The 17453-nt window shown below is 60.7% G+C and carries 13 protein-coding genes and 4 pseudogenes; 10 read left to right on the forward strand and 7 right to left on the reverse strand.

Features of this window, described 5'->3' with window-relative positions:
• The first annotated feature begins 881 nt into the window (after positions 1 to 881).
• From OKW44_RS17450 to OKW44_RS17460, 3 genes are all read left to right on the forward strand, one after another.
• Entirely contained in the window at positions 882 to 1988 is a 1107-nt protein-coding gene (locus OKW44_RS17450; RefSeq protein WP_018423094.1) for an S-(hydroxymethyl)glutathione dehydrogenase/class III alcohol dehydrogenase, read from the forward strand.
• 11 nt (positions 1989 to 1999) lie between these two features.
• Positions 2000 to 2851 carry an S-formylglutathione hydrolase gene (gene fghA / locus OKW44_RS17455; RefSeq protein ID WP_018423093.1) on the forward strand — a complete coding sequence of 284 codons (852 nt, stop codon included), beginning with the start codon at positions 2000 to 2002 and terminating at the stop codon, positions 2849 to 2851.
• A 103-nt stretch (positions 2852 to 2954) separates the two neighbouring features.
• Complete coding sequence (locus OKW44_RS17460) at positions 2955 to 3338, forward strand: VOC family protein (protein ID WP_018423092.1); 384 nt, start codon at positions 2955 to 2957, stop codon at positions 3336 to 3338.
• 103 nt (positions 3339 to 3441) lie between these two features.
• Here the strand turns inward: OKW44_RS17460 and OKW44_RS17465 are convergent, their stop codons facing one another.
• Positions 3442 to 4446: a GlxA family transcriptional regulator gene (locus tag OKW44_RS17465; RefSeq protein ID WP_018423091.1), complete on the reverse strand. Its 1005-nt coding sequence runs from the start codon at positions 4444 to 4446 to the stop codon at positions 3442 to 3444.
• A 233-nt stretch (positions 4447 to 4679) separates the two neighbouring features.
• On the opposite strand from OKW44_RS17465, the gene OKW44_RS17470 reads away from it, so the two are divergent.
• A complete protein-coding gene (locus OKW44_RS17470) occupies positions 4680 to 5216 on the forward strand; it encodes a hypothetical protein (protein ID WP_162634062.1) in 537 nt (178 codons plus the stop codon).
• Between the two features lie 170 nt (positions 5217 to 5386).
• Here OKW44_RS17470 and OKW44_RS17475 read toward each other — a convergent pair whose 3' ends face one another.
• Positions 5387 to 6196 carry a phytanoyl-CoA dioxygenase family protein gene (locus OKW44_RS17475; RefSeq protein ID WP_018423089.1) on the reverse strand — a complete coding sequence of 270 codons (810 nt, stop codon included), beginning with the start codon at positions 6194 to 6196 and terminating at the stop codon, positions 5387 to 5389.
• A 195-nt stretch (positions 6197 to 6391) separates the two neighbouring features.
• Here OKW44_RS17475 and OKW44_RS17480 point away from each other — a divergent pair.
• From OKW44_RS17480 to OKW44_RS17490, 3 pseudogenes are all read left to right on the forward strand, one after another.
• A pseudogene (locus OKW44_RS17480) lies at positions 6392 to 6628 on the forward strand (HTH-type transcriptional regulator ArgP); the annotation flags it as partial.
• Between the two features lie 341 nt (positions 6629 to 6969).
• Positions 6970 to 7569: pseudogene (locus tag OKW44_RS17485) on the forward strand (heterodisulfide reductase-related iron-sulfur binding cluster); the annotation flags it as partial.
• A gap of 690 nt (positions 7570 to 8259) precedes the next feature.
• Positions 8260 to 8607: pseudogene (locus OKW44_RS17490) on the forward strand (GTP-binding protein); the annotation flags it as partial.
• 644 nt (positions 8608 to 9251) lie between these two features.
• Here the strand turns inward: OKW44_RS17490 and OKW44_RS17495 are convergent.
• Positions 9252 to 10049, reverse strand: coding sequence for a hypothetical protein (locus OKW44_RS17495; protein WP_239499210.1), 798 nt, complete (start codon positions 10047 to 10049; stop codon positions 9252 to 9254).
• Between the two features lie 6 nt (positions 10050 to 10055).
• Here OKW44_RS17495 and OKW44_RS17500 point away from each other — a divergent pair.
• A pseudogene (locus tag OKW44_RS17500) lies at positions 10056 to 10256 on the forward strand (HTH-type transcriptional regulator ArgP); the annotation flags it as partial.
• A 298-nt stretch (positions 10257 to 10554) separates the two neighbouring features.
• Here the strand turns inward: OKW44_RS17500 and OKW44_RS17505 are convergent.
• The 4 genes from OKW44_RS17505 to OKW44_RS17520 all read right to left on the reverse strand — a co-directional run bounded on the left by OKW44_RS17505 (position 10555) and on the right by OKW44_RS17520 (position 14111).
• A complete protein-coding gene (locus OKW44_RS17505) occupies positions 10555 to 11793 on the reverse strand; it encodes an SLC5/6 family protein (protein WP_018423085.1) in 1239 nt (412 codons plus the stop codon).
• Complete coding sequence (locus OKW44_RS17510) at positions 11780 to 12733, reverse strand: fatty acid desaturase family protein (protein ID WP_018423084.1); 954 nt, start codon at positions 12731 to 12733, stop codon at positions 11780 to 11782. The genes OKW44_RS17505 and OKW44_RS17510 overlap by 14 nt, the downstream gene beginning before the upstream one ends.
• Positions 12734 to 13371: 638 nt before the next feature.
• Positions 13372 to 13629: a hypothetical protein gene (locus OKW44_RS17515; RefSeq protein WP_239499208.1), complete on the reverse strand. Its 258-nt coding sequence runs from the start codon at positions 13627 to 13629 to the stop codon at positions 13372 to 13374.
• Positions 13630 to 13721: 92 nt separating this feature from the next.
• On the reverse strand, positions 13722 to 14111 hold the full coding sequence (locus tag OKW44_RS17520; protein WP_018423082.1) for a helix-turn-helix domain-containing protein: 390 nt from the start codon (positions 14109 to 14111) through the stop codon (positions 13722 to 13724).
• 509 nt (positions 14112 to 14620) lie between these two features.
• Between OKW44_RS17520 and OKW44_RS17525 the strand changes: the two genes are divergently transcribed.
• Positions 14621 to 15496, forward strand: a complete 876-nt coding sequence (locus OKW44_RS17525) for a ParA family protein (RefSeq protein WP_018423080.1) — start codon at positions 14621 to 14623, stop codon at positions 15494 to 15496.
• Positions 15493 to 17277, forward strand: coding sequence for a ParB N-terminal domain-containing protein (locus tag OKW44_RS17530; RefSeq protein ID WP_018423079.1), 1785 nt, complete (start codon positions 15493 to 15495; stop codon positions 17275 to 17277). Before OKW44_RS17525 ends, OKW44_RS17530 begins: the two co-directional genes overlap by 4 nt.
• The last annotated feature ends 176 nt before the right edge of the window (positions 17278 to 17453 follow it).

Consider the following 17453-nt stretch of genomic DNA (forward strand, 5'->3'; position numbering starts at 1 on the left):
GCGGTTATCCGACAGTTGATCATTCTGATATGCGCGGGTTGGCTACCTCATGACAAACGAAACGTCGGGCAGCTGCCCCCAGTCTGGTGTCGACGAATGTGTGGCCCAATAGCCTAGATATAGCCGACGAGCACCCGCGCAACGGCGGCACAGATTTGGTTCTTGATCTTGCCGCATGCCATCAACTCGCGAAACTGTGACGCGGGCGCTTGTATGCCGATCACGTGATCACCTGGACTTCGAGTGCCGTGCGGTCCGCGAGCCGCTGCAGAATTGCGGTCTTTTGCGGCAGCATGACGATAGGTCCACCTGCTTCAACTTATACCCGCGGAACGTGGCTGTCGCCGGTCTTGGTGATTCCACCGCGGCCCTCGCGCTTGCCGCTGGAGTGTTCACTGGGCACAGCACGAGACCTGGACAGGCAGGTAGTTGGGGTTAGCGCGCGTTCGCAAACCGTGCGAAATCACCCAGCTCTGCGATCACCGTTACAGCCGCGAGCAGACTGATACCGCGCAGCGCCATCAACGCCTCGATCATCGCGGGCAGAGCGCACTGACGTGCGACGCAGTCCCGACTTTGCCGTCACGACTAGCCACGCGTGTGCCGCAGGCATGCGCTGCGTCGATATATTCCTGCATCACCATCTTGTCCCTTCGGCGGGGCTGACTCGATAACAGCCGTTGCTTGGCCTGACGCGTCGCTGATACTTCATGTCCTTGCGAGCTCAAGTCAGATCGCGCAGCGCCCTTTCTTCATCGGTTGAGGCCACCGACTTTGGGCCAATATGCACTCGATTTTAGTCAATCCGAGGGAAGTGAAACTCCTCGTTCAGGACCTTAGTCGATGATTGCTACCAGTCGTAAAGTGAGTGTCGAGGAAATATGAAGACGAAAGCAGCAATCGCGTGGAAAGCCGGTGCACCGTTGACGATCGAAGAAGTCGACCTCGAAGGGCCGCGCGCCGGTGAAGTCCTGATCGAAGTGAAGGCGACGGGCATCTGCCACACCGACTACTACACGTTGTCGGGCGCCGATCCGGAAGGCATCTTCCCGGCGATTCTCGGTCATGAAGGCGCAGGCGTGATTGTCGACGTCGGTCCGGGCGTCGGCACGTTGAAGAAGGGCGATCACGTCATTCCGCTCTACACGCCGGAATGCCGCCAGTGCAAGTTCTGCCTGTCGCGCAAGACCAATCTGTGTCAGGCGATCCGCTCGACCCAGGGCCGCGGCCTGATGCCCGATGCGACCTCGCGCTTCTCGCTGGATGGCAAGCCGCTGTTTCACTACATGGGCACGTCCACGTTTTCGAACTACATCGTCGTGCCGGAGATCGCGGTCGCCAAGGTGCGTGAAGACGCGCCGTTCGACAAGATCTGCTATATCGGCTGCGGCGTGACGACGGGTGTCGGTGCGGTCGTGTATTCGGCGAAGGTCGAGGCGGGCGCGAACGTCGTCGTGTTCGGTCTCGGCGGCATCGGCCTGAACGTGATCCAGGGCGCCAGGATGGTGGGCGCCGACAAGATCATCGGTGTCGATCTGAACCCAGGGCGCATCGAGCTCGCGAAGAAGTTCGGCATGACGCACTTCATCAACCCGAATGAGGTGGAGAACGTGGTCGATCACATCGTGCAGCTCACCGATGGCGGTGCCGACTACTCGTTCGAGTGCATCGGCAATACGAAGGTGATGCGTCAGGCGCTGGAGTGCACGCACAAGGGCTGGGGGCAGTCGTTCATCATCGGGGTGGCGGCGGCCGGTCAGGAAATCAGCACGCGTCCGTTCCAGCTGGTCACGGGCCGCGAGTGGAAGGGTTCGGCGTTCGGCGGCGCGCGTGGCCGCACCGACGTGCCGAAGATCGTCGACTGGTACATGGAAGGCAAGATCAATATCGACGACCTGATCACGCATCACCTGAAGCTCGACCAGATCAACGAAGGCTTCGACTTGATGAAGAAGGGCGAGTCGATCCGCTCGGTCGTCATCTACTAAAGGGGCGCGCGATGCTGGAACTGATCGAATCGCACGCGTCGTTCGGCGGCACGCAGCGCATCTATAAGCATGAGTCGAAGGCGACCGGACTGCCGATGCGCTTTTCCGTCTTCATGCCGAAAGAGGCGTCGCAGAAGAAGGTGCCGGCGCTGTTCTATCTTGCCGGGCTAACCTGCACGGAAGAGACATTCCCGATCAAGGCAGGCGCGCAGCGCTTCGCCGCGCAGCACGGCATCGCACTGATCGCGCCCGACACCAGCCCGCGAGGCGCAGGCCTGCCGGGCGAGAGCGAGTCGCGGGACTTCGGTGTCGGCGCGGGCTTCTATGTCGATGCGACGCAGGAGCCCTGGTCGAAGCATTACCGGATGTACTCGTACGTGCGGGACGAACTACGCGAGATGGTGGTGAATGAACTGCCCGTCGATGGCGAACGACTCGGCATATTCGGTCATTCGATGGGCGGACACGGCGCGCTGATACTCGCGCTGCGCAATCCGGACATCTATCGGTCGGTATCTGCCTTCGCACCGATTGCCGCGCCGATGCACAGTCCATGGGGTGAGAAGGCATTCGGCGGTTATCTCGGCGCGGCTCGCGAAGTCTGGAAGCAGTATGACGCGAGCGAGCTCGTCGGCAAGGCGACGCGCAAATTTACGGAAGGGATTCTGATCGATCAAGGCTTGGATGATCAGTTTCTCGTGGCGCAATTGAACCCAACGGTGTTCGAAGCCGCGTGCAAGGTTGCGGGCCAACCGCTGACGCTGCGTCGGCATGAAGGCTACGACCATAGCTACTTCTTCATCTCAACGTTCGTCGAAGATCACATCAGACATCACGCCACGACTCTCAACCGCGTCTGCTGATTCCGCAACGCGTTGAGTAGCAACACATGGCACCCGGATGAATGAGCGGAACCTCGAACCGCTCGCAACGCGGGAGCCGGGTAGGTTCTTTAAAGGAGGCAATATGACAGCTTTCACCCACGTCACGGTAGGCACCAATGATCTCGCCACAGCCCGGGTTTTTTACGACAATATCCTTGCTAAGATCGGCCTGCTGCGACTGGCGGACCTTGGAGATAATGGGTCTATCTGGGGCAAGGATTCCCCGTCATTTTTTGTGCTGAAGCCTGCGAATGGCCAGCCGGCGACGGTGGGCAATGGTGTTACCGTGTCGTTCGAAGCACCGGACCGCGCTTCGATCCGCGCCTTTTACGACTCTGCGCTAGCAGAGGGGGCGAAGGACGAGGGCGCGGCGGGTCCGCGCGGGTGGGCACCGAATGCTTACGCCGCCTATGTCCGTGATCTGGATGGCAACAAGTTGGCGGTTTACTGCTTTAAACCCGAATAATTCGCTAAGCCGCGTGTGGCGACCCATCGCATCGCGAGGCAGCGCCTGGCTGGGGACGCTACGCTTGCGGCGGTCGACGTAATAGCAGCGCCTGGACAAGCCGTCACCTCAGATGCTCTTCTGCCTGGTCGTCGCCATGATGAAGACCGAAGTGATCACGGTAGGCGAGTGGAGTGACGCCCAGCGTCTGGTGAAACGCCTTTCTCATTGCTTCGTATGTCTTGAAGCCACACCGTGCAGCGATAGTCTTTGCCGGCGAGTTTCCTTCTTCCAGCATCCGGCGAGCGGCTTCAATACGAGCGCGCGTCAGGAAAGTCGACGGCGTCATGGCCGTTTCCCGTTTGAAACAGCGATTAAAGCTGCGCACGCTCATCGACAGACGTTCCGCCATCTCGGACGGGGAGAGCTCTTTTTGCGTGTTGGCGAGAATCCAGGCCTGTACGTCCCTGATACCCGGATGATGCGTTGCCTGGCTGACGAGATGGGCGCTGAATTGTGACTGACCGCCAGGCCGTTTGAGATAGACGACGAGGTCTCTGGCAACGGCGAGTGCGATATCCAGACCAAAATCTTCCTCAACGAGCGCAAGCGCGAGATCGATTCCGGCCGTCACGCCGGCCGAAGTCCATATACGGCCGTCACGAATGAAGATGCAGTCGGCATTGACGCGCACTGAGGGGTATTTCTCTTTCAGTGCGTCCGCGACTGCCCAATGCGTCGTTGCCCGTCTTCCGTCCAGCAGCCCCGCGGCAGCCAGAAAGAATGCTCCAGAGCAGAGCGCGGCTGTCCGTGCCATTCGGCCTGCCGCAGCTTCGACCCACTGCACGATTTCGGGTGCCCTGCTCACCGCTTTTTCGATGTCCCATGCGCCGACAATGATCGCGGTGTGGGGTAACGACAGTGTATTGAGGCTCTTTGCGGACACAAGCGGTACGCCCGTGTCGGACGGAATTTCACCGCGGCGGACCGAAGCGAGCTTGACGTCATAACGCTCTGACAGGCCGCAGCGCTCCAGATGGGTATTCGCGTACGTGAAAACGCTCAGAGCACCGATCGCCTCGAGGGCCTTAAAACCGTTGTAAATGACGATATCGACTGTCAAAAGCATAGTTCAATCCGACGCGTTGAAGATGCCGAGTTGGTGAGTGCTGCATTTCGCTGGCAACGCCGGCGTGCATAACGATGGGCTCGTTCGCCTGCCAGCTGGGGGCGACGTGGATCATCGCAGCTACCCGTGCAACCAGGGCGGGTAATCGTTTCCGGCGGCAACCCGTCAGCGCCTCGTGACGGTTGCTGCTCCCCGGCGCAACTCGACCAGTGAAGCCGCGTAGCAGCGCCTGTATGTTCGGCGACATGAGCACAAAGAGCAGGCCGGCAGATACAGCGGGCATCACATCCGCGCGGCAGCGACAACACTGCGCTAGCGCCGCACCAGAGCGTCGTGCCTATAATGGCACGCAACTGACGGCATTGAAGGCGGAGGCGACGGCCCTCAGGCCAGGCGCCGCCGCGAAGCCGCCGATGGCCTGGCCGACTGCGCGGCATGCGGCCGCCGGCGGAGGTCTGCCACGACTGCTTGTGGCGCCCGGTTCGGAGGCCCGACAGGAAGGTGTCGTCGAAGCCGCAGCCACCGCGTCAGCGTGCCTTGGTAAGCCAGCACCGCAAGTACACCGACATGGCGAACATGAAAGCCTGTGCGATCAACATCAACAAGCCGTGGTGGAGGTTGTCGGCAAGCGCGCGGCGGCCCGCGAGAACAACATGATCGGCATCGCCGCTGGGGGCCTGGACCAGCGCCACGTTGTGGTCGCTGGAGTGCTGATCGCGGCTATCAGCCCGGCGGCGTCGATATTCTGCATCATCGTGCCGAAGCCATAGATGCAGACGCCAATCCGAGGCGAGCGGTAGTGTGGCAGCGGCGACACGCGATCAGGCATCGCGGCATTCCGGTTGCGCGGCCTGACCGCGAACGCCAAATCGCTTGTTCCGGGAACCCTCCAGGCCGCCCACTCTCCGGAGGTGATGGCACGACTTGCGGTAAAGACGTGCTACGCGTTCCTACGCCACACGACAGGGAAGGCTTCGCAATCCAAGGGATCACCATCGCGTGGCGCGCCAACGGCGGGCGGGGGAGGAGACATATCTCCCGACCTGCGCTGGAACCAGGCATCATCGCCAGCCCACCGCGTCGAGAGGACACGCCGGTCGGTCGTGTCACTATTTCCTGCTGATCCATGCAGAGTGAGACCCTGGAACACGACTACATCGCCTGGCTCCATCGCCCACCTCAAGATCTCGTAGCGATCCCGATCTGCTTCGACATCTGGCAAGAGCTCCCAGCGCGCATCGTCGTCCTCTCGAAGGGCTCCTGTGGTAAACCGCTGCGGCCGGTACCATTTGCCTGAAGCATGAGAACCGGCCACAAACTCAAGGGCCGTTTGGTTAGAAACGGGCCCGGTCGGCAGCCACATCGTACAGAAATCACGGCCATCGATCGGGCTGTATGGCTGATCTTGATGCCACGGTGTTCGCATGGCGACACCCGCCTTCTTCACGAGCGTATGGTCATGAAAGAAGTTGATCTTTGACGCGCGCATCAATTCTCCCGCAATGATCTTGGCTGGAGAATTCAGGACGAAGTCGCGGAACTCTTCAATACGTTGCCAGTTACAGCTGTCCTGAAAGAAACCGCGCGACTCGCCGTCAACGTATGCATCAGGTCTGCTTGGTTTCTCCAGATTCTTCGTAATACCCGCAGCGACGGTCTTCAGCCAATCCTTCGTGAAGACACCCCTTACGACGGTGACCCCCTTTTGTTGAAATTGTTCGATCTGCTCCCTGGACACGATCTGTTCCATGATGTTTCTCCTTTCCGTTGCGACAGTCAGCCTGCATGCGTACAAATTGTATTGAAAATTGCGAAACGATTCAACATGAAATAAATCATTCGTTCAGATGGGTGGGCTTGGGCGAATTTGGGGTGCGATGGTCGTGCTGGAGGTCTTGCACTGGCACCTGGTGTTCACTCAGACCTATCCTCCTTCGCCGGCGGCCTCAGTGCGATCCTGGACGACGTTGGTTATGGGCGGGTCTCCGCCATGCAGGTGTAGCCGCTGATCAGTGGCGGCAGAATGGTGGCGCTCGCCCTTGAGTGTGACCTCGTCATCGATCATTGCTGGCATTAGTGGGAGCAGGAGCCCGAGCCGCTCGCGACGATCAGCGCACTGGTCATGGAAGCGGCGCGGCGGAGCCTGGTTCAGCCGGTGCCAAGGGACGCGCGCGCCAGTTGACGGAGCATTGCGACGCGCCGACGTGATGCTTTGCGTCGACTCTTCAGATCGCGGCTATCGTGCCGCTCGTCCCTGGCATTTTTATGGAGGCAGCAGACGCGAACATGATGGTCGCGGCGCCGCCTGCGATCGCGTGATCCAGGCAGTGATCGCGTCACTCTGAAAATTGCGATCACCCGCTACGTTGTGGGCCTCAGCGCAGCTCGCTTGTTGACTGTTTCGGTGCACGAACGGTCTTTCGAACGACTATCGGCATTGGCCGCAGTGTCACTGACGCGTGCAGCATAGTCATGGCTGCACGGGTTCACGCCTGCCCGTTTCGTGCAAGGTATAGGCGGCGTGTTGATGCGTTCAATGATCATTTCACGCCTCAAATTGCGAGCGCCGCATTCGATGTCCTGACACTGCTCGGATACGACGTCGTGTCGCCTCACAAGCGTCTGTGTTGCGGACGTCCGCTGCATGACTACGGGCTCATCGACCAGGCGAGAGCCTTGTGAAGCGGGTCGACGAACTATCCGAAGAGATCGTGCTCGGCGTTCTGGTGGTCGGTCTCGAGCCGGCTTGTCTGTCCGTGTTCAAGGACGCACTACTCAAACAGTAGCCGCAGGATGGCATCGCGCGAACGCTCTTGGCGCAAACGTATCTCTTGTCGACTTCCTTGCCGCTACGGATTTTCAATGGCCGATGCTCGAAGGCGATGTCGTCGTGCACTGGCATTGACATCGGAAGTCGCTGTTCGGCATGAACGGCGAAACCGCGCTGGCCGACAAACTCGGCGGGCGCTGGAAGCTGCTGGACACAGGATGCTGCGGCATGGCCGGATCGTTCGGTTTCGACAACGAGTATTACGATGTATCGATGAAAGTGGCACGGAAGACAACCTGTTGCCGCTTTTGCGCACAGCGCCGTCGGATGCATTGATCTTGACGAACTGCTTCAGGGTCGTCTGCGAAACCCCGCGACGAGGCGCAACATTGGGCCGTCGTCAAACTACCGCCAGGCGATGAAGATGGGGGCCCGATTGGAGATTGCCAAGGACGAATGCAGCCTCGATAAAGTTGAGTTTCGCTGCTGGCGTTGCCGGCGCACGCAATGCTGCTGCCTTGGCGCATATCACGGAAAACGGGGAGAGTTGGCAGCGCTTGAGCGTTCGAAAGAGAAAGACTACGCGTACGTTTCGAGGATTCGAACTTGGATGTTCTCAAGAAGTACTTCACGCTCTGCCATACCAAGTTTCGGATGCAGCGGTAATTGGCTGAAATTGCGCCACTTTTTTATGCAAACGCAACACTGTATCGACATCACAGTGATGGGCTTGTTTGAGGTTATGGTTCCCCAACGCCCGGACGTGGCGCGGGAGTGTTAGGCGTGTTCAGATGGAGTGAGCGTTCATAAAGTATTGAACAAGTCAAAAAGTTGAGCATGTCGTGCACGTCGTTCGTATTGGTTGCACGTTCATGATTTGTGTACAGGTGGAAATTGTGAACGACCACGACCATATGGCCTTACGGACTTCGATCGCCCGACTGAAGTCCTGCACAGTCAGCTCACCAACGCCGCAACCCGGCGCTGGTACGGTACTGCAGGTTTGCGTGATCGCCCCGTAGGTGCCTTGCCGTACGAGTCATGAAAGCGATGAATACGGCATCACGAGCTTCGCGTATCGGGCGCGCAAACCCTTTCATCCTGAGCGGCTCTGGAGCTGGATACAGGCGGAGTGGCCAGACGTCGTGCGGTCAAAAGACTATTTCTGACTCGCTTCGCGCAATGAGCTCGTCGGCAACTGGTCTCAGGCCGGAGCGATTTCGCGGCACGGTCTGGCTGGCAGATGGTGGGCCGCGGTACCTCGACACCGCTGGCCGCAGGATGCCGAAAGCCAGGCAATGATCGCGCAGCGCTGGTCCGAGTCATTTGGTGATCGCCAGCAAGAGCTCGTGGTCATCGGCAACTGCATCGATGAAGCTGAATTGCGTGCGGAGTGAGTCCAATAATGATGACACGCTACGTTGAATCGACCGCGTGGCCCGAGAGGGTGGCACTTGAGCACCGGGCTACGTTTTACCGAGTAGCTTACGGGGATACGACAGAAATGCTGCGTACAATCCGACACGCTTTTGCAATGGGAACGCGGTAAGTTCGGCCTGGAGATTCGTCACTTCATTTTCCCGCAGCCGCCGACGTGCGGGAACGGCATGCAGCTGTTTGCAAGAAAGGGTGGCTAGATGCGCGGTGAATGCTACGGCGCGACGTTGCATTTGCAAGGACACGGCCGTGTCTGGACTCGCACTGGTTCGCGCTTAGAGGATCCCATGGGCACTCGATCAACAGAACCGATGGTCACGATAACGGTTGATGACCTCGACCCGCGATCCGGCGGGTCTTTTTTTGCGTGTGGACTCCGTTCAAACTTGTTGGTCGGGCTTTGACGCCGGCCCCTGTCACATAGTGCGAAAAACAGAGGCGAGGCACGAGCCGCGAAGGCCTCGCCGATCCTCGCAAGCGGCGTGTTGGGGAACGAGAGTTAGAACTTCACTCGGACGCCCGAGAACAAGGCCGCTTGCTTGTTGCTGCCACTTTGTCCGTCTTCCGACATGCAAGTGCCGCTCATCGCTCGAGGAGGTTAGTTTTTTCCGACGCAATTCGTGACTTCAAGCGCCGGCGAGTCCGGCTGCTCAATGATCCTGTCGAGACGATCGCTTGCGTCGAGCAGGAAATGCAAGGGTGTATCTCGCAATTGCCTGTCGTGTTCATTGAGAACCTGCGTAAGAAGTACGATGGTCTCGGGCGGATAGTTCCAGTCGCCGGCTTCGTTGCCATGCTCAAAGATGGTCGTGAGATGCTTATCTGAGTCTTCAGGCACGCGCGAATCGAGCAGCCCATGTCCGGCACCCGTGAGGAAGCGCCCGAGTAGCACGGCCGTGTACAGTCGACGGGTTGCTGCTCCTTTGCTCGCTGAGCCAGCATAGAAACGCTTGAACGTGCCAGCATCGATTGTGGATCGTATGCGGCGACGGGCCGCGTTCCTCGCGCAAGTAGCGGTCGAACCGTTGAACAAGATCGCCGAATGACGGCGTATCAGGCTGCTGCTCCTGCAGTCGTCCCAGGAAGCGAAGCCAGGTGTAGCGGTCTGAATAAATCGTTTCCGCGAGAACTTTCCCGTCAGGATTCGCTGATGCCGTCGCTGGTAACGAACCCAGCGATCGGCTGCCATCTCGACCTCCGCAGACGGAATTAATCGCCCGTTGTCGAGCGTGATACGCTGGGAAATAGCCAGGAGCTCAGGTGCAAGGCCCAACAGCGTTGAATGGGCTGCACCATCCTGTGCGCAGTGGGCCAGATAGCGTTCTCGATCATCGGCCGATGGACCATTGCGATGACGGGTCAGTACACGAGGGTAATGAAACAATGTACCGAACATGATCGGATCCCCGCCATGCAGGCCGAATCGCTGATCAGTGGCGGCAGACTGGTGGCGCTCGCCCCCGGGCACGACCTGATGATCGATCTTTACCGGCATCACTGGGAGCAGGAGGCCGAGCCGCTCGCGACGATCAGTGAACTGGTCATGGCAGCGGCGCGGCGGAGCCTGGTCCAGCCGGTCCCGGGGGGAGAGCGCGTCAGTTGACGGAGCGTTTTGATTCGCCGACGCGATGCTTGCGTCGACTCTTCCGATCGCCGTTATCACGCCGCTCGTCGTCGCCGGCATTTTTTCACGGAGGCAGTACACGAGAACAGGATGGTCGCGGCGCCGCCTGCGGTCGCCTGATCCAGGCAGTGATCGCGTCACTGTGAAAATTGCGATGACCGGCGACGTTGTGGGCCGCGGCGTAACAGGCTTGACGACCGTTTGATGGTGCCGGTCGGTCGCGACATGGCTAACACGCAGGAGCACGATCGGGGCGCGTTCGGGTCGCCAAGCGGTTCTATGACCGCGCGCGCCCGAGTAACGGCGCGAACTGCCATGCGACCGGCACACAGGCGGAGGCGAGCAGCCCTGCCGGAAGCGGGAGCCAGCCGGGCAGATTGCCGATACCGGTCCAGTTCATTGCCGAAACGAGCAGGGAAACGATGGCGCCAGACAGCAACATCGCTGATGCACAGCGCGGGGGGATCTGTCGACCACTCTCGTGGAAGAGGAACAGCAACCCGACGGCCGCAACATAGACGATGTTCAGTGAAACGATGGTCGACACAATCGCCTGACCATCAGTCGCGATTGCGCAACCGATGGCGACGATCAGCAGGCGCGACGCGTAGCCGTAGCGACCATCGACGGCATGCAGGCCCTCAAGCGCCGATGACATCGCGCGCGTGATCGCGGTCCCTGACCCGAGAGCAGAAAGCAGGATGACGCCGATGCAAACGGATCCCATTGCCCCACTCGTTTGCAGCATGATCCACGGGATCGCGCTCGCGGTGTCCGTCAGGCCGGACAGCTTGCCGGCATGAAGCGCTGCGACGACTGTTGCGGCCGGGAGAAACCCGGTCACTATGAGGAAGAGGCTCGCAAGTACGCAGCCGAGCCACGCATCTCGTGGTCGGCACGCTGAGACGACAAACTGTTGATAGTCCGATCCCGTGATGACCAGAAAGCCGACCCCTGCAATGGTGACCAGAGTGTCGGCTCTTGGCGCAGTGCGTATCTCCCCAATGAAGGACGGCCATGCATGGAGGTACACGGTCAGGCCGTGCGATGCGACAAGCGCATGCAGAAGCGCAACGTTCATGGCCAGCAGGCAGCACGCGAAGAGCGTTGCCGCCAAGCCGAGTTCGATGGAGGACATGACCAGCAGCGCCGCGGCGATCACCGCCAGTGCATGGGTTGCCGGCAGTCCCGTCGCGACAAGCACGGCAATACCGCCATGGATCTGGGCCGCCAGCACGCCGGACATCCAGACGAGCGAGAGGAGCGCGACGAGCTTGCGCACGACCGGACCATAGCGCTCGCCCAACACGTCCCAGATCGGTTCGCGTCCCCGCCAGAGCGCTGGTGCGGCCAGCGCGAGCGCGAGCATGCCCAGCGCGGTGACGATCGCATAGAGGCTGCCCGCCATACCGGCATGGAGTGCCATTTCGCCGGAACCGAGCAGGAATGCCACACCGTAGCTTGCCGAGACAAGCAGCGCAGCCACGTGGACCGCCCCGAGATTACGCTGCAACATTGTCGCCTCCATGGACTTCCCATTCACGCACGACTGCATCAGGGCCGCGAAAATACGCGTGGCGGACTCTGGCCGCGCCGGCGAAGACAGGCAATGCCAGCAGCTCGCGTTGCGCGTGTACGAGGCGGTGATAGGGAATCGACGGCATCAGGTGGTGCGTGAGGTGATAGCCGTTGTTGTGCGGATGAATGATCCGCCGCCATAGGCTGCTGGAAGAAACGTCGCGCGTGTAACTGAAGATTCCGCCTCGCTCCAGACCAAAGTGGTCGCACATCTCACGAAACGTCGTGATCGCGTGAAAGACGGTGGCTCTCGCCAGCATCCATATGCCGAAGAAAAGCGCTGCCGCATGAACGCCGCATACAAGCGTCATGGCACCCAGTACGGCGGCCCACCATCCGGCCATGCCGAAGCGCTGCATCCAGCTGAGCCTCGACAGATGCAGGTGTCCGAACGTCGAGCTCAACCAGGCCGCTGGCGAGAGCAGAACCTTGAAAAACGGCTGCCACCAGCGGGCGCCAGGATTCGGACGAAGGGCGATGTAGTCAGGATCGCGCGCCGGGTCGCCCAGCCACGCATGATGGCGGGCATGGAGCTCACGATAGAGCGCAAGGTTGTTGAAGAGCGCCGGTGCCATAAAGAGGCGCGCCAGGGCATCATTGAGCCGACATGAGCGGGCAAGATTGCGGTGCGCGGCGTCGTGCAGCAGGTTGCCGAGCGCACGCTGCCGGTTACCGACCCAAGCAACGATCGCGGGCGCCGACCACCATCCAAGGCGATGCAGAATCAGCATAGCGGCGGTGATGCTCGTCCAGTCGAATACGATATCGACGACGACACTGATTACGTCGGGCGATGTCATGGCACGGTGAATCGTGTCCCACTCTGGAAACGCGGAGCGGATCAGATCCTGGTCCTGGATCACGGCGCGACTATTCATGGATACCTCGCATGGGTCAGTTCGCAAGGAAGACAATCACGTCGCCCGCAACGGATGCGAACTGCGCGGCAGGCGGACGGGCGAAAACATAAATGAGTTTTGATCTTACGAAAGGAGGAGGGCGGTCGACCACGCGTTGCGCAAATATTCGTACAGTTGCTTTTTCGGCAGCGGCATGCGCGATGGGTCTCCTTCCTTGCCGGCTGTTTCCAGCGGCAAGGAAATAAACGGCGCGGGTGTGGGTCGGGCAGACACGTGTGCGTTACGCCTCCCGGATATTGGGCGCACGGGTTAATGCCTGGTAGAACTGCGTAACGTCACGCGATATGGCGCAGTGAGCTTCGAAGAAGCACTGAACAGACAGGCGATAGTGTGCGTTGTAGCGTCAATTTGCGTGCTGTGTCGTCACGCGCCCCATATGGAATCCGCGGTGACGCGGTGCTTTCCGGTGACGATGGTCGCGGGCATCGTTACTGGCAACCGCTGTAATGATGTCAACCGGATTCCCTCGTGGACTTTGCGAGTCAAGGCACCATCACGGGGGTGATGCCGTATCCCGCGCGGAGAATTGATCAAGGGGCCGCACGATTTTCACGAATCAGCGTGCTGGCCGGGGACCAGGAACGGCACGCAAGCCGCTATGATGGTCCGCCATCATCGACCGGTTCCGTCGAGAGACGGATCTGAAACCCGATGGGCGCTTGCTGTGCAATGACGAGTTCGAGACGAATATGTATGTCGGGTGCCGACGGGATTTTTGCGGCATGCCCGCCACGCGCAAGCAGGGCATCCTTCTCGATCTCGCTTGCCAGTTGATCGAGTTCCTTGCTGATTTCTTCCCGGCGTCCCATTCCATTCTCCCGACCGATGGTGATATCGCAGGCGTTTTCACACATGCGTCAAAAGGCGTTACGTCGGAAGATTAATGTTCGCCCGATGGTTGGCGGGCGCCATTGCAGAATTGTTCCCGCTGCTGACCTGGGCGCAATCATCGCGTCAGGCGACCGATGCGTGAATCCTTCAGGATCTGCTCGGCGCTCTCGCCCAGCAACTGGCATTGCTCGTAGAGCAGACCAATTAGTCTCGCCTTTTTCTTCGCATCGAGTGGCGCCTCAAGACGCTGTTCGATCCGTTCGACGGAGACCAGCACGCCGTCGAGCGTCTTCTGGTCGAGCCGGTACCGCACATCCCGGTCGAGAATCATGTTGCCGTCGCCTGACATCAGCCAGACGGGATCGACTGAAAACCGCCCGTATAGCCCGCGCAGCAGTTCGATCGGGATCGCACGCTCCCCGCGCTCGTAATTGGCATATGCGCGCAGAGACAGCCCGAGCTGCCGGGCCATCTTGTCTTGGGACAGGCCGAGATGCTCGCGCACCTGTGCAACCCGCTGATGAGAGTCTTCGTGATCAGTGGTGCTTGACATGTCTGTCTCACATTCCTAGAGTGATCCTGTGCCTTGATTATAGGTACATTCGAGTAATAGACAATCCTGGACGTACCCGAACGAAATGAGCTCTCGCTGGACGGGTGGTGCGTCGAGGTGCCGTGGAGGGAGAGTGACGAGCAGGCGCTTCTACACGCTGGAAGAGATCGCGCGAGAGCTGCATATCGCGCCGGCGACAGCACGCAACCGCCTGACGCTCGGGCTGCCGATGCCGCCGTCAATTCGCGTGGGGGCGCCGGCGTCTTTTTCCGGTCGACCAATATGAAAAGTGGATCGCCTCGCAACTTACGCACTCCGGTGGAAACGAGGCCGCCGGAGACGCCACCGAGGACGCCAGTCGCGATTCATACGGGCCGCCTCACGATCCGACTTAGTGACCATATTCTTTTTCATTAACTGAATTTCCACTCAAGCGATGACGCTGTACTGGATCTCCCACCGTGCCGGTAGTTATCTCCTTCGTCTCCACCAAAGGCGGCGTCGGTAAGACGACCGTCGCCGCCAATCTTGGCGGCCTGCTCGCAGCCTTCGGCCTGAAGGTTCTTGCGATCGATGCAGATGTCCAGCCGAGTCTAAGCAAGTTCTTTCCCGTCAATTACCGTTCATCGCAAGGTCTGACTGCAGTCGTGACTTCGGGCGGCAATCCGTCGGCCGACTGCATCAGTCGCACGATTTTCTCCAATCTCGATCTGGTCTATTCCGATACGCCGGATGCAGCGCTGCAGGCGTGGCTCAATCGCCGTGAGGATCGCCTGATGATCCTGCGCCGGGCGATGCGCAGTCCGCTTGTCGACCCTTATGACGTCGTGCTGATCGACACGCAAGGCGCGGTCGGCGAACTGCAGAAGTCAGCGGCGATGGCGGCAGACGTGATGGTGTCGCCCGTCAAGCCGGATGCGCTGAGCGCCGGCGAGTTCGCCACGGGCACGATCGCGATGCTCGACGAGCTGAACCGGCTGGCCGACTTCGGCGAATCCTTCCGTTCGGGCGACCTGCTCGCGCTGATCAATGCGCATGAGCGCACCACCAACGCGCGGGCACTTGCAGCCGTGCTGCGTCAGCGCTTCTCTGAACATTCGAAAGTCCATGTGCTCGACACCGTGATCCCGTCAGCCGCGGCGTACGCGGCGGCGGCAACGGCACGCGTTCCCGTGCATGACTTTGATCGTCGCCAGCGGTTCGGGAATTCGGCATGGAACGTTATGCACCGTCTCGCATGGGAACTGTTTCCGTCGCTGGCGAACGTCTATGCCGGTGCTTCGCAGGGTTGGACGGGCGACACCCGGACGGGTGTCCGGCAGGGGGCGGTCGCGTGAACGTGTCGGACAAGCCGCTCAGTGAGACGCGCGAAGCGCTCGCTGCCCAGCGCCTGGACGTGCCCCCGCCGGGCGCTCAGACGCCCGAACCGCAGCTCACGTCGGTGATCCGGCTGAAGATCACCGACGTGATGGTCTATGAGCGCAATCCGCGGCGCGCGTCGCACGAGCGCATCGTCGAACTCAAGGAGTCGATCCGGGCGAACGGCATCGAGCAGATCGTGACGGTGACCCGCCGTCCAGACGAGACGCGTTACGTGGTGGCGAAGGGCGGCAATTCGCGCGTGACAGCAGCGACGGCCCTTCACGACGAAACCCGCGACGAACGCTTCCTTTACTACGACTTTATCTACGTGCCGTATCCCGGTGAGGCGAAGCTGCTGGCGGCGCACCTGCGCGAGAATGACCAGCGCGCCGACCTCTGCTTCTGGGACAAGGCGAATGGCTATCTAGCGCTCAAGACCGATCTCGAAGCCGAACGTAGCGAGACGCTGTCGTTACGTGAATTCTCCCGGCTGCTTGAACAGGAAGGGGCACCGGTGAGCCATGTGCTGCTCTCGCTCTTCCAGTTCGCGGTCGACCGTCTATCCGCCCTCGGACCCGCCACGGCGTATCTGAGCCGGCGCGCGCTTGTCGATGTGATCCAGCCGGGCATCGGCATGCTGCTGCGCCTCACGAGGCGCCTCGGCTTCGACGATCAATGGTTGCAGGTGCGGGTGATCGATCCGCAACTGACCGGCATCGCCGCCCGCCGCAATCCGGACAACCCGGATGCGGGCGGCACGCTGGCGCAGTCTGCGCCATTTGATGCTGCGCAGCTGGTCGACGGATTGAGACAACGGCTGGCAGGCGAACTCGGCGTGCCGCGCGACGCCATGGACCGGATGTGTCATCTGCTGGAGCGCACACCGAACGCTGCCGGTGATGACTTACGTGAAGTCGGTGGCATGCCGGGTGAGCGACGTGAACCTTCATCGATCGCATCCGATGTCGACGCGAACCGTGCGGCGGCCACACCGGATCCTTCGGCCTCGTCGGGACCCGTGAGGTTGACCCGGTTCGACGAACAGCCTCGCGCCACGCCGGCTGCGGATGGAACCGTGCCGCGCCCGACCAGTGTCGGGCAACGGCGTGGCGAGTCAGTCGTGTCGACGGATGGTCCGCCACGCGCACCGGATGACCCATCCACGGTGGTGGCCGACGACGTTCACCGGGACAGCACGCTGCACGCTGCGTCTTCTTCAAACCAGGGTGAACTTTTACGGGAAACGGTGCTGACTTTCGCACGAACCTGCGGTCTCGATGGATGCGTACGCGATGCGCCCGCGTTGCCCTACGGGTTCATGGTCGAGCCACCGCCGCCGGACAGACCGCGTTTCTCGCCCGGTGTCGCGCCCGGGTTGTCGCCCGGCGTCGGCGCGCAGCGTGACGAAGAGATGCTCAACCGGTATCTCGGCTGGTGGTGGCTCGTGAGCCTGTCACGGCAAAACACCGCAACGGGCATCGCACGCGTTCCCTCCGGGAGTCTCTTCGCACAGATGGCCCGCGATGACGAGACGTGGAACCGCACCTGTGACGCGAGCGTCGGCGAGCCGTTGCTCGCCGACCGCATGGACGTGATGTTCGACGTGATGCTCAATCCGGATCACCCGATCGGTCAATGGTGGGACGAGGTCATTCGCGCGGCGCGCGCATTCCGGGCGGCGTACCCCGAGCGCTTTGCACCGGCGCGCTGGCCCGAACCCGGTGCGGACGAGCGGCTTCAGCGGGGTGGGGCGTGATGGACAACGCTTTCCTGCGGCTGAAGAGCGAAGCGCTCGAGCATTTCGTGCTACTCGAGCTGATTGCGTGTGCTTGCATGACAGATCGGTACGTCATCGCGGGACATGAGGATAACGAAGTTTCATGTGGAACAGCGTCGCCGCATCGGACATCGTTGACAGATCGGCTACCGGGC

Source organism: Paraburkholderia lebeckiae, from assembly GCF_050436325.1.
Taxonomy (GTDB): Bacteria; Pseudomonadota; Gammaproteobacteria; order Burkholderiales; family Burkholderiaceae; genus Paraburkholderia; species Paraburkholderia tuberum.

What these genes read in the sequence shown, in the direction of transcription:
- OKW44_RS17510 (WP_018423084.1), bottom strand. Translation starts at nt 12,733, where the DNA reads ATGAATAGTCGCGCCGTGATCCAGGACCAGGATCTGATCCGCTCCGCG.
- OKW44_RS17465 (WP_018423091.1), bottom strand. Translation starts at nt 4,446, where the DNA reads ATGCTTTTGACAGTCGATATCGTCATTTACAACGGTTTTAAGGCCCTC.
- OKW44_RS17475 (WP_018423089.1), bottom strand. Translation starts at nt 6,196, where the DNA reads ATGGAACAGATCGTGTCCAGGGAGCAGATCGAACAATTTCAACAAAAG.
- OKW44_RS17505 (WP_018423085.1), bottom strand. Translation starts at nt 11,793, where the DNA reads ATGTTGCAGCGTAATCTCGGGGCGGTCCACGTGGCTGCGCTGCTTGTC.
- OKW44_RS17460 (WP_018423092.1), top strand. Translation starts at nt 2,955, where the DNA reads ATGACAGCTTTCACCCACGTCACGGTAGGCACCAATGATCTCGCCACA.
- OKW44_RS17450 (WP_018423094.1), top strand. Translation starts at nt 882, where the DNA reads ATGAAGACGAAAGCAGCAATCGCGTGGAAAGCCGGTGCACCGTTGACG.
- fghA (WP_018423093.1), top strand. Translation starts at nt 2,000, where the DNA reads ATGCTGGAACTGATCGAATCGCACGCGTCGTTCGGCGGCACGCAGCGC.
- OKW44_RS17470 (WP_162634062.1), top strand. Translation starts at nt 4,680, where the DNA reads ATGTTCGGCGACATGAGCACAAAGAGCAGGCCGGCAGATACAGCGGGC.
- OKW44_RS17495 (WP_239499210.1), bottom strand. Translation starts at nt 10,049, where the DNA reads ATGTTCGGTACATTGTTTCATTACCCTCGTGTACTGACCCGTCATCGC.
- OKW44_RS17515 (WP_239499208.1), bottom strand. Translation starts at nt 13,629, where the DNA reads ATGTGTGAAAACGCCTGCGATATCACCATCGGTCGGGAGAATGGAATG.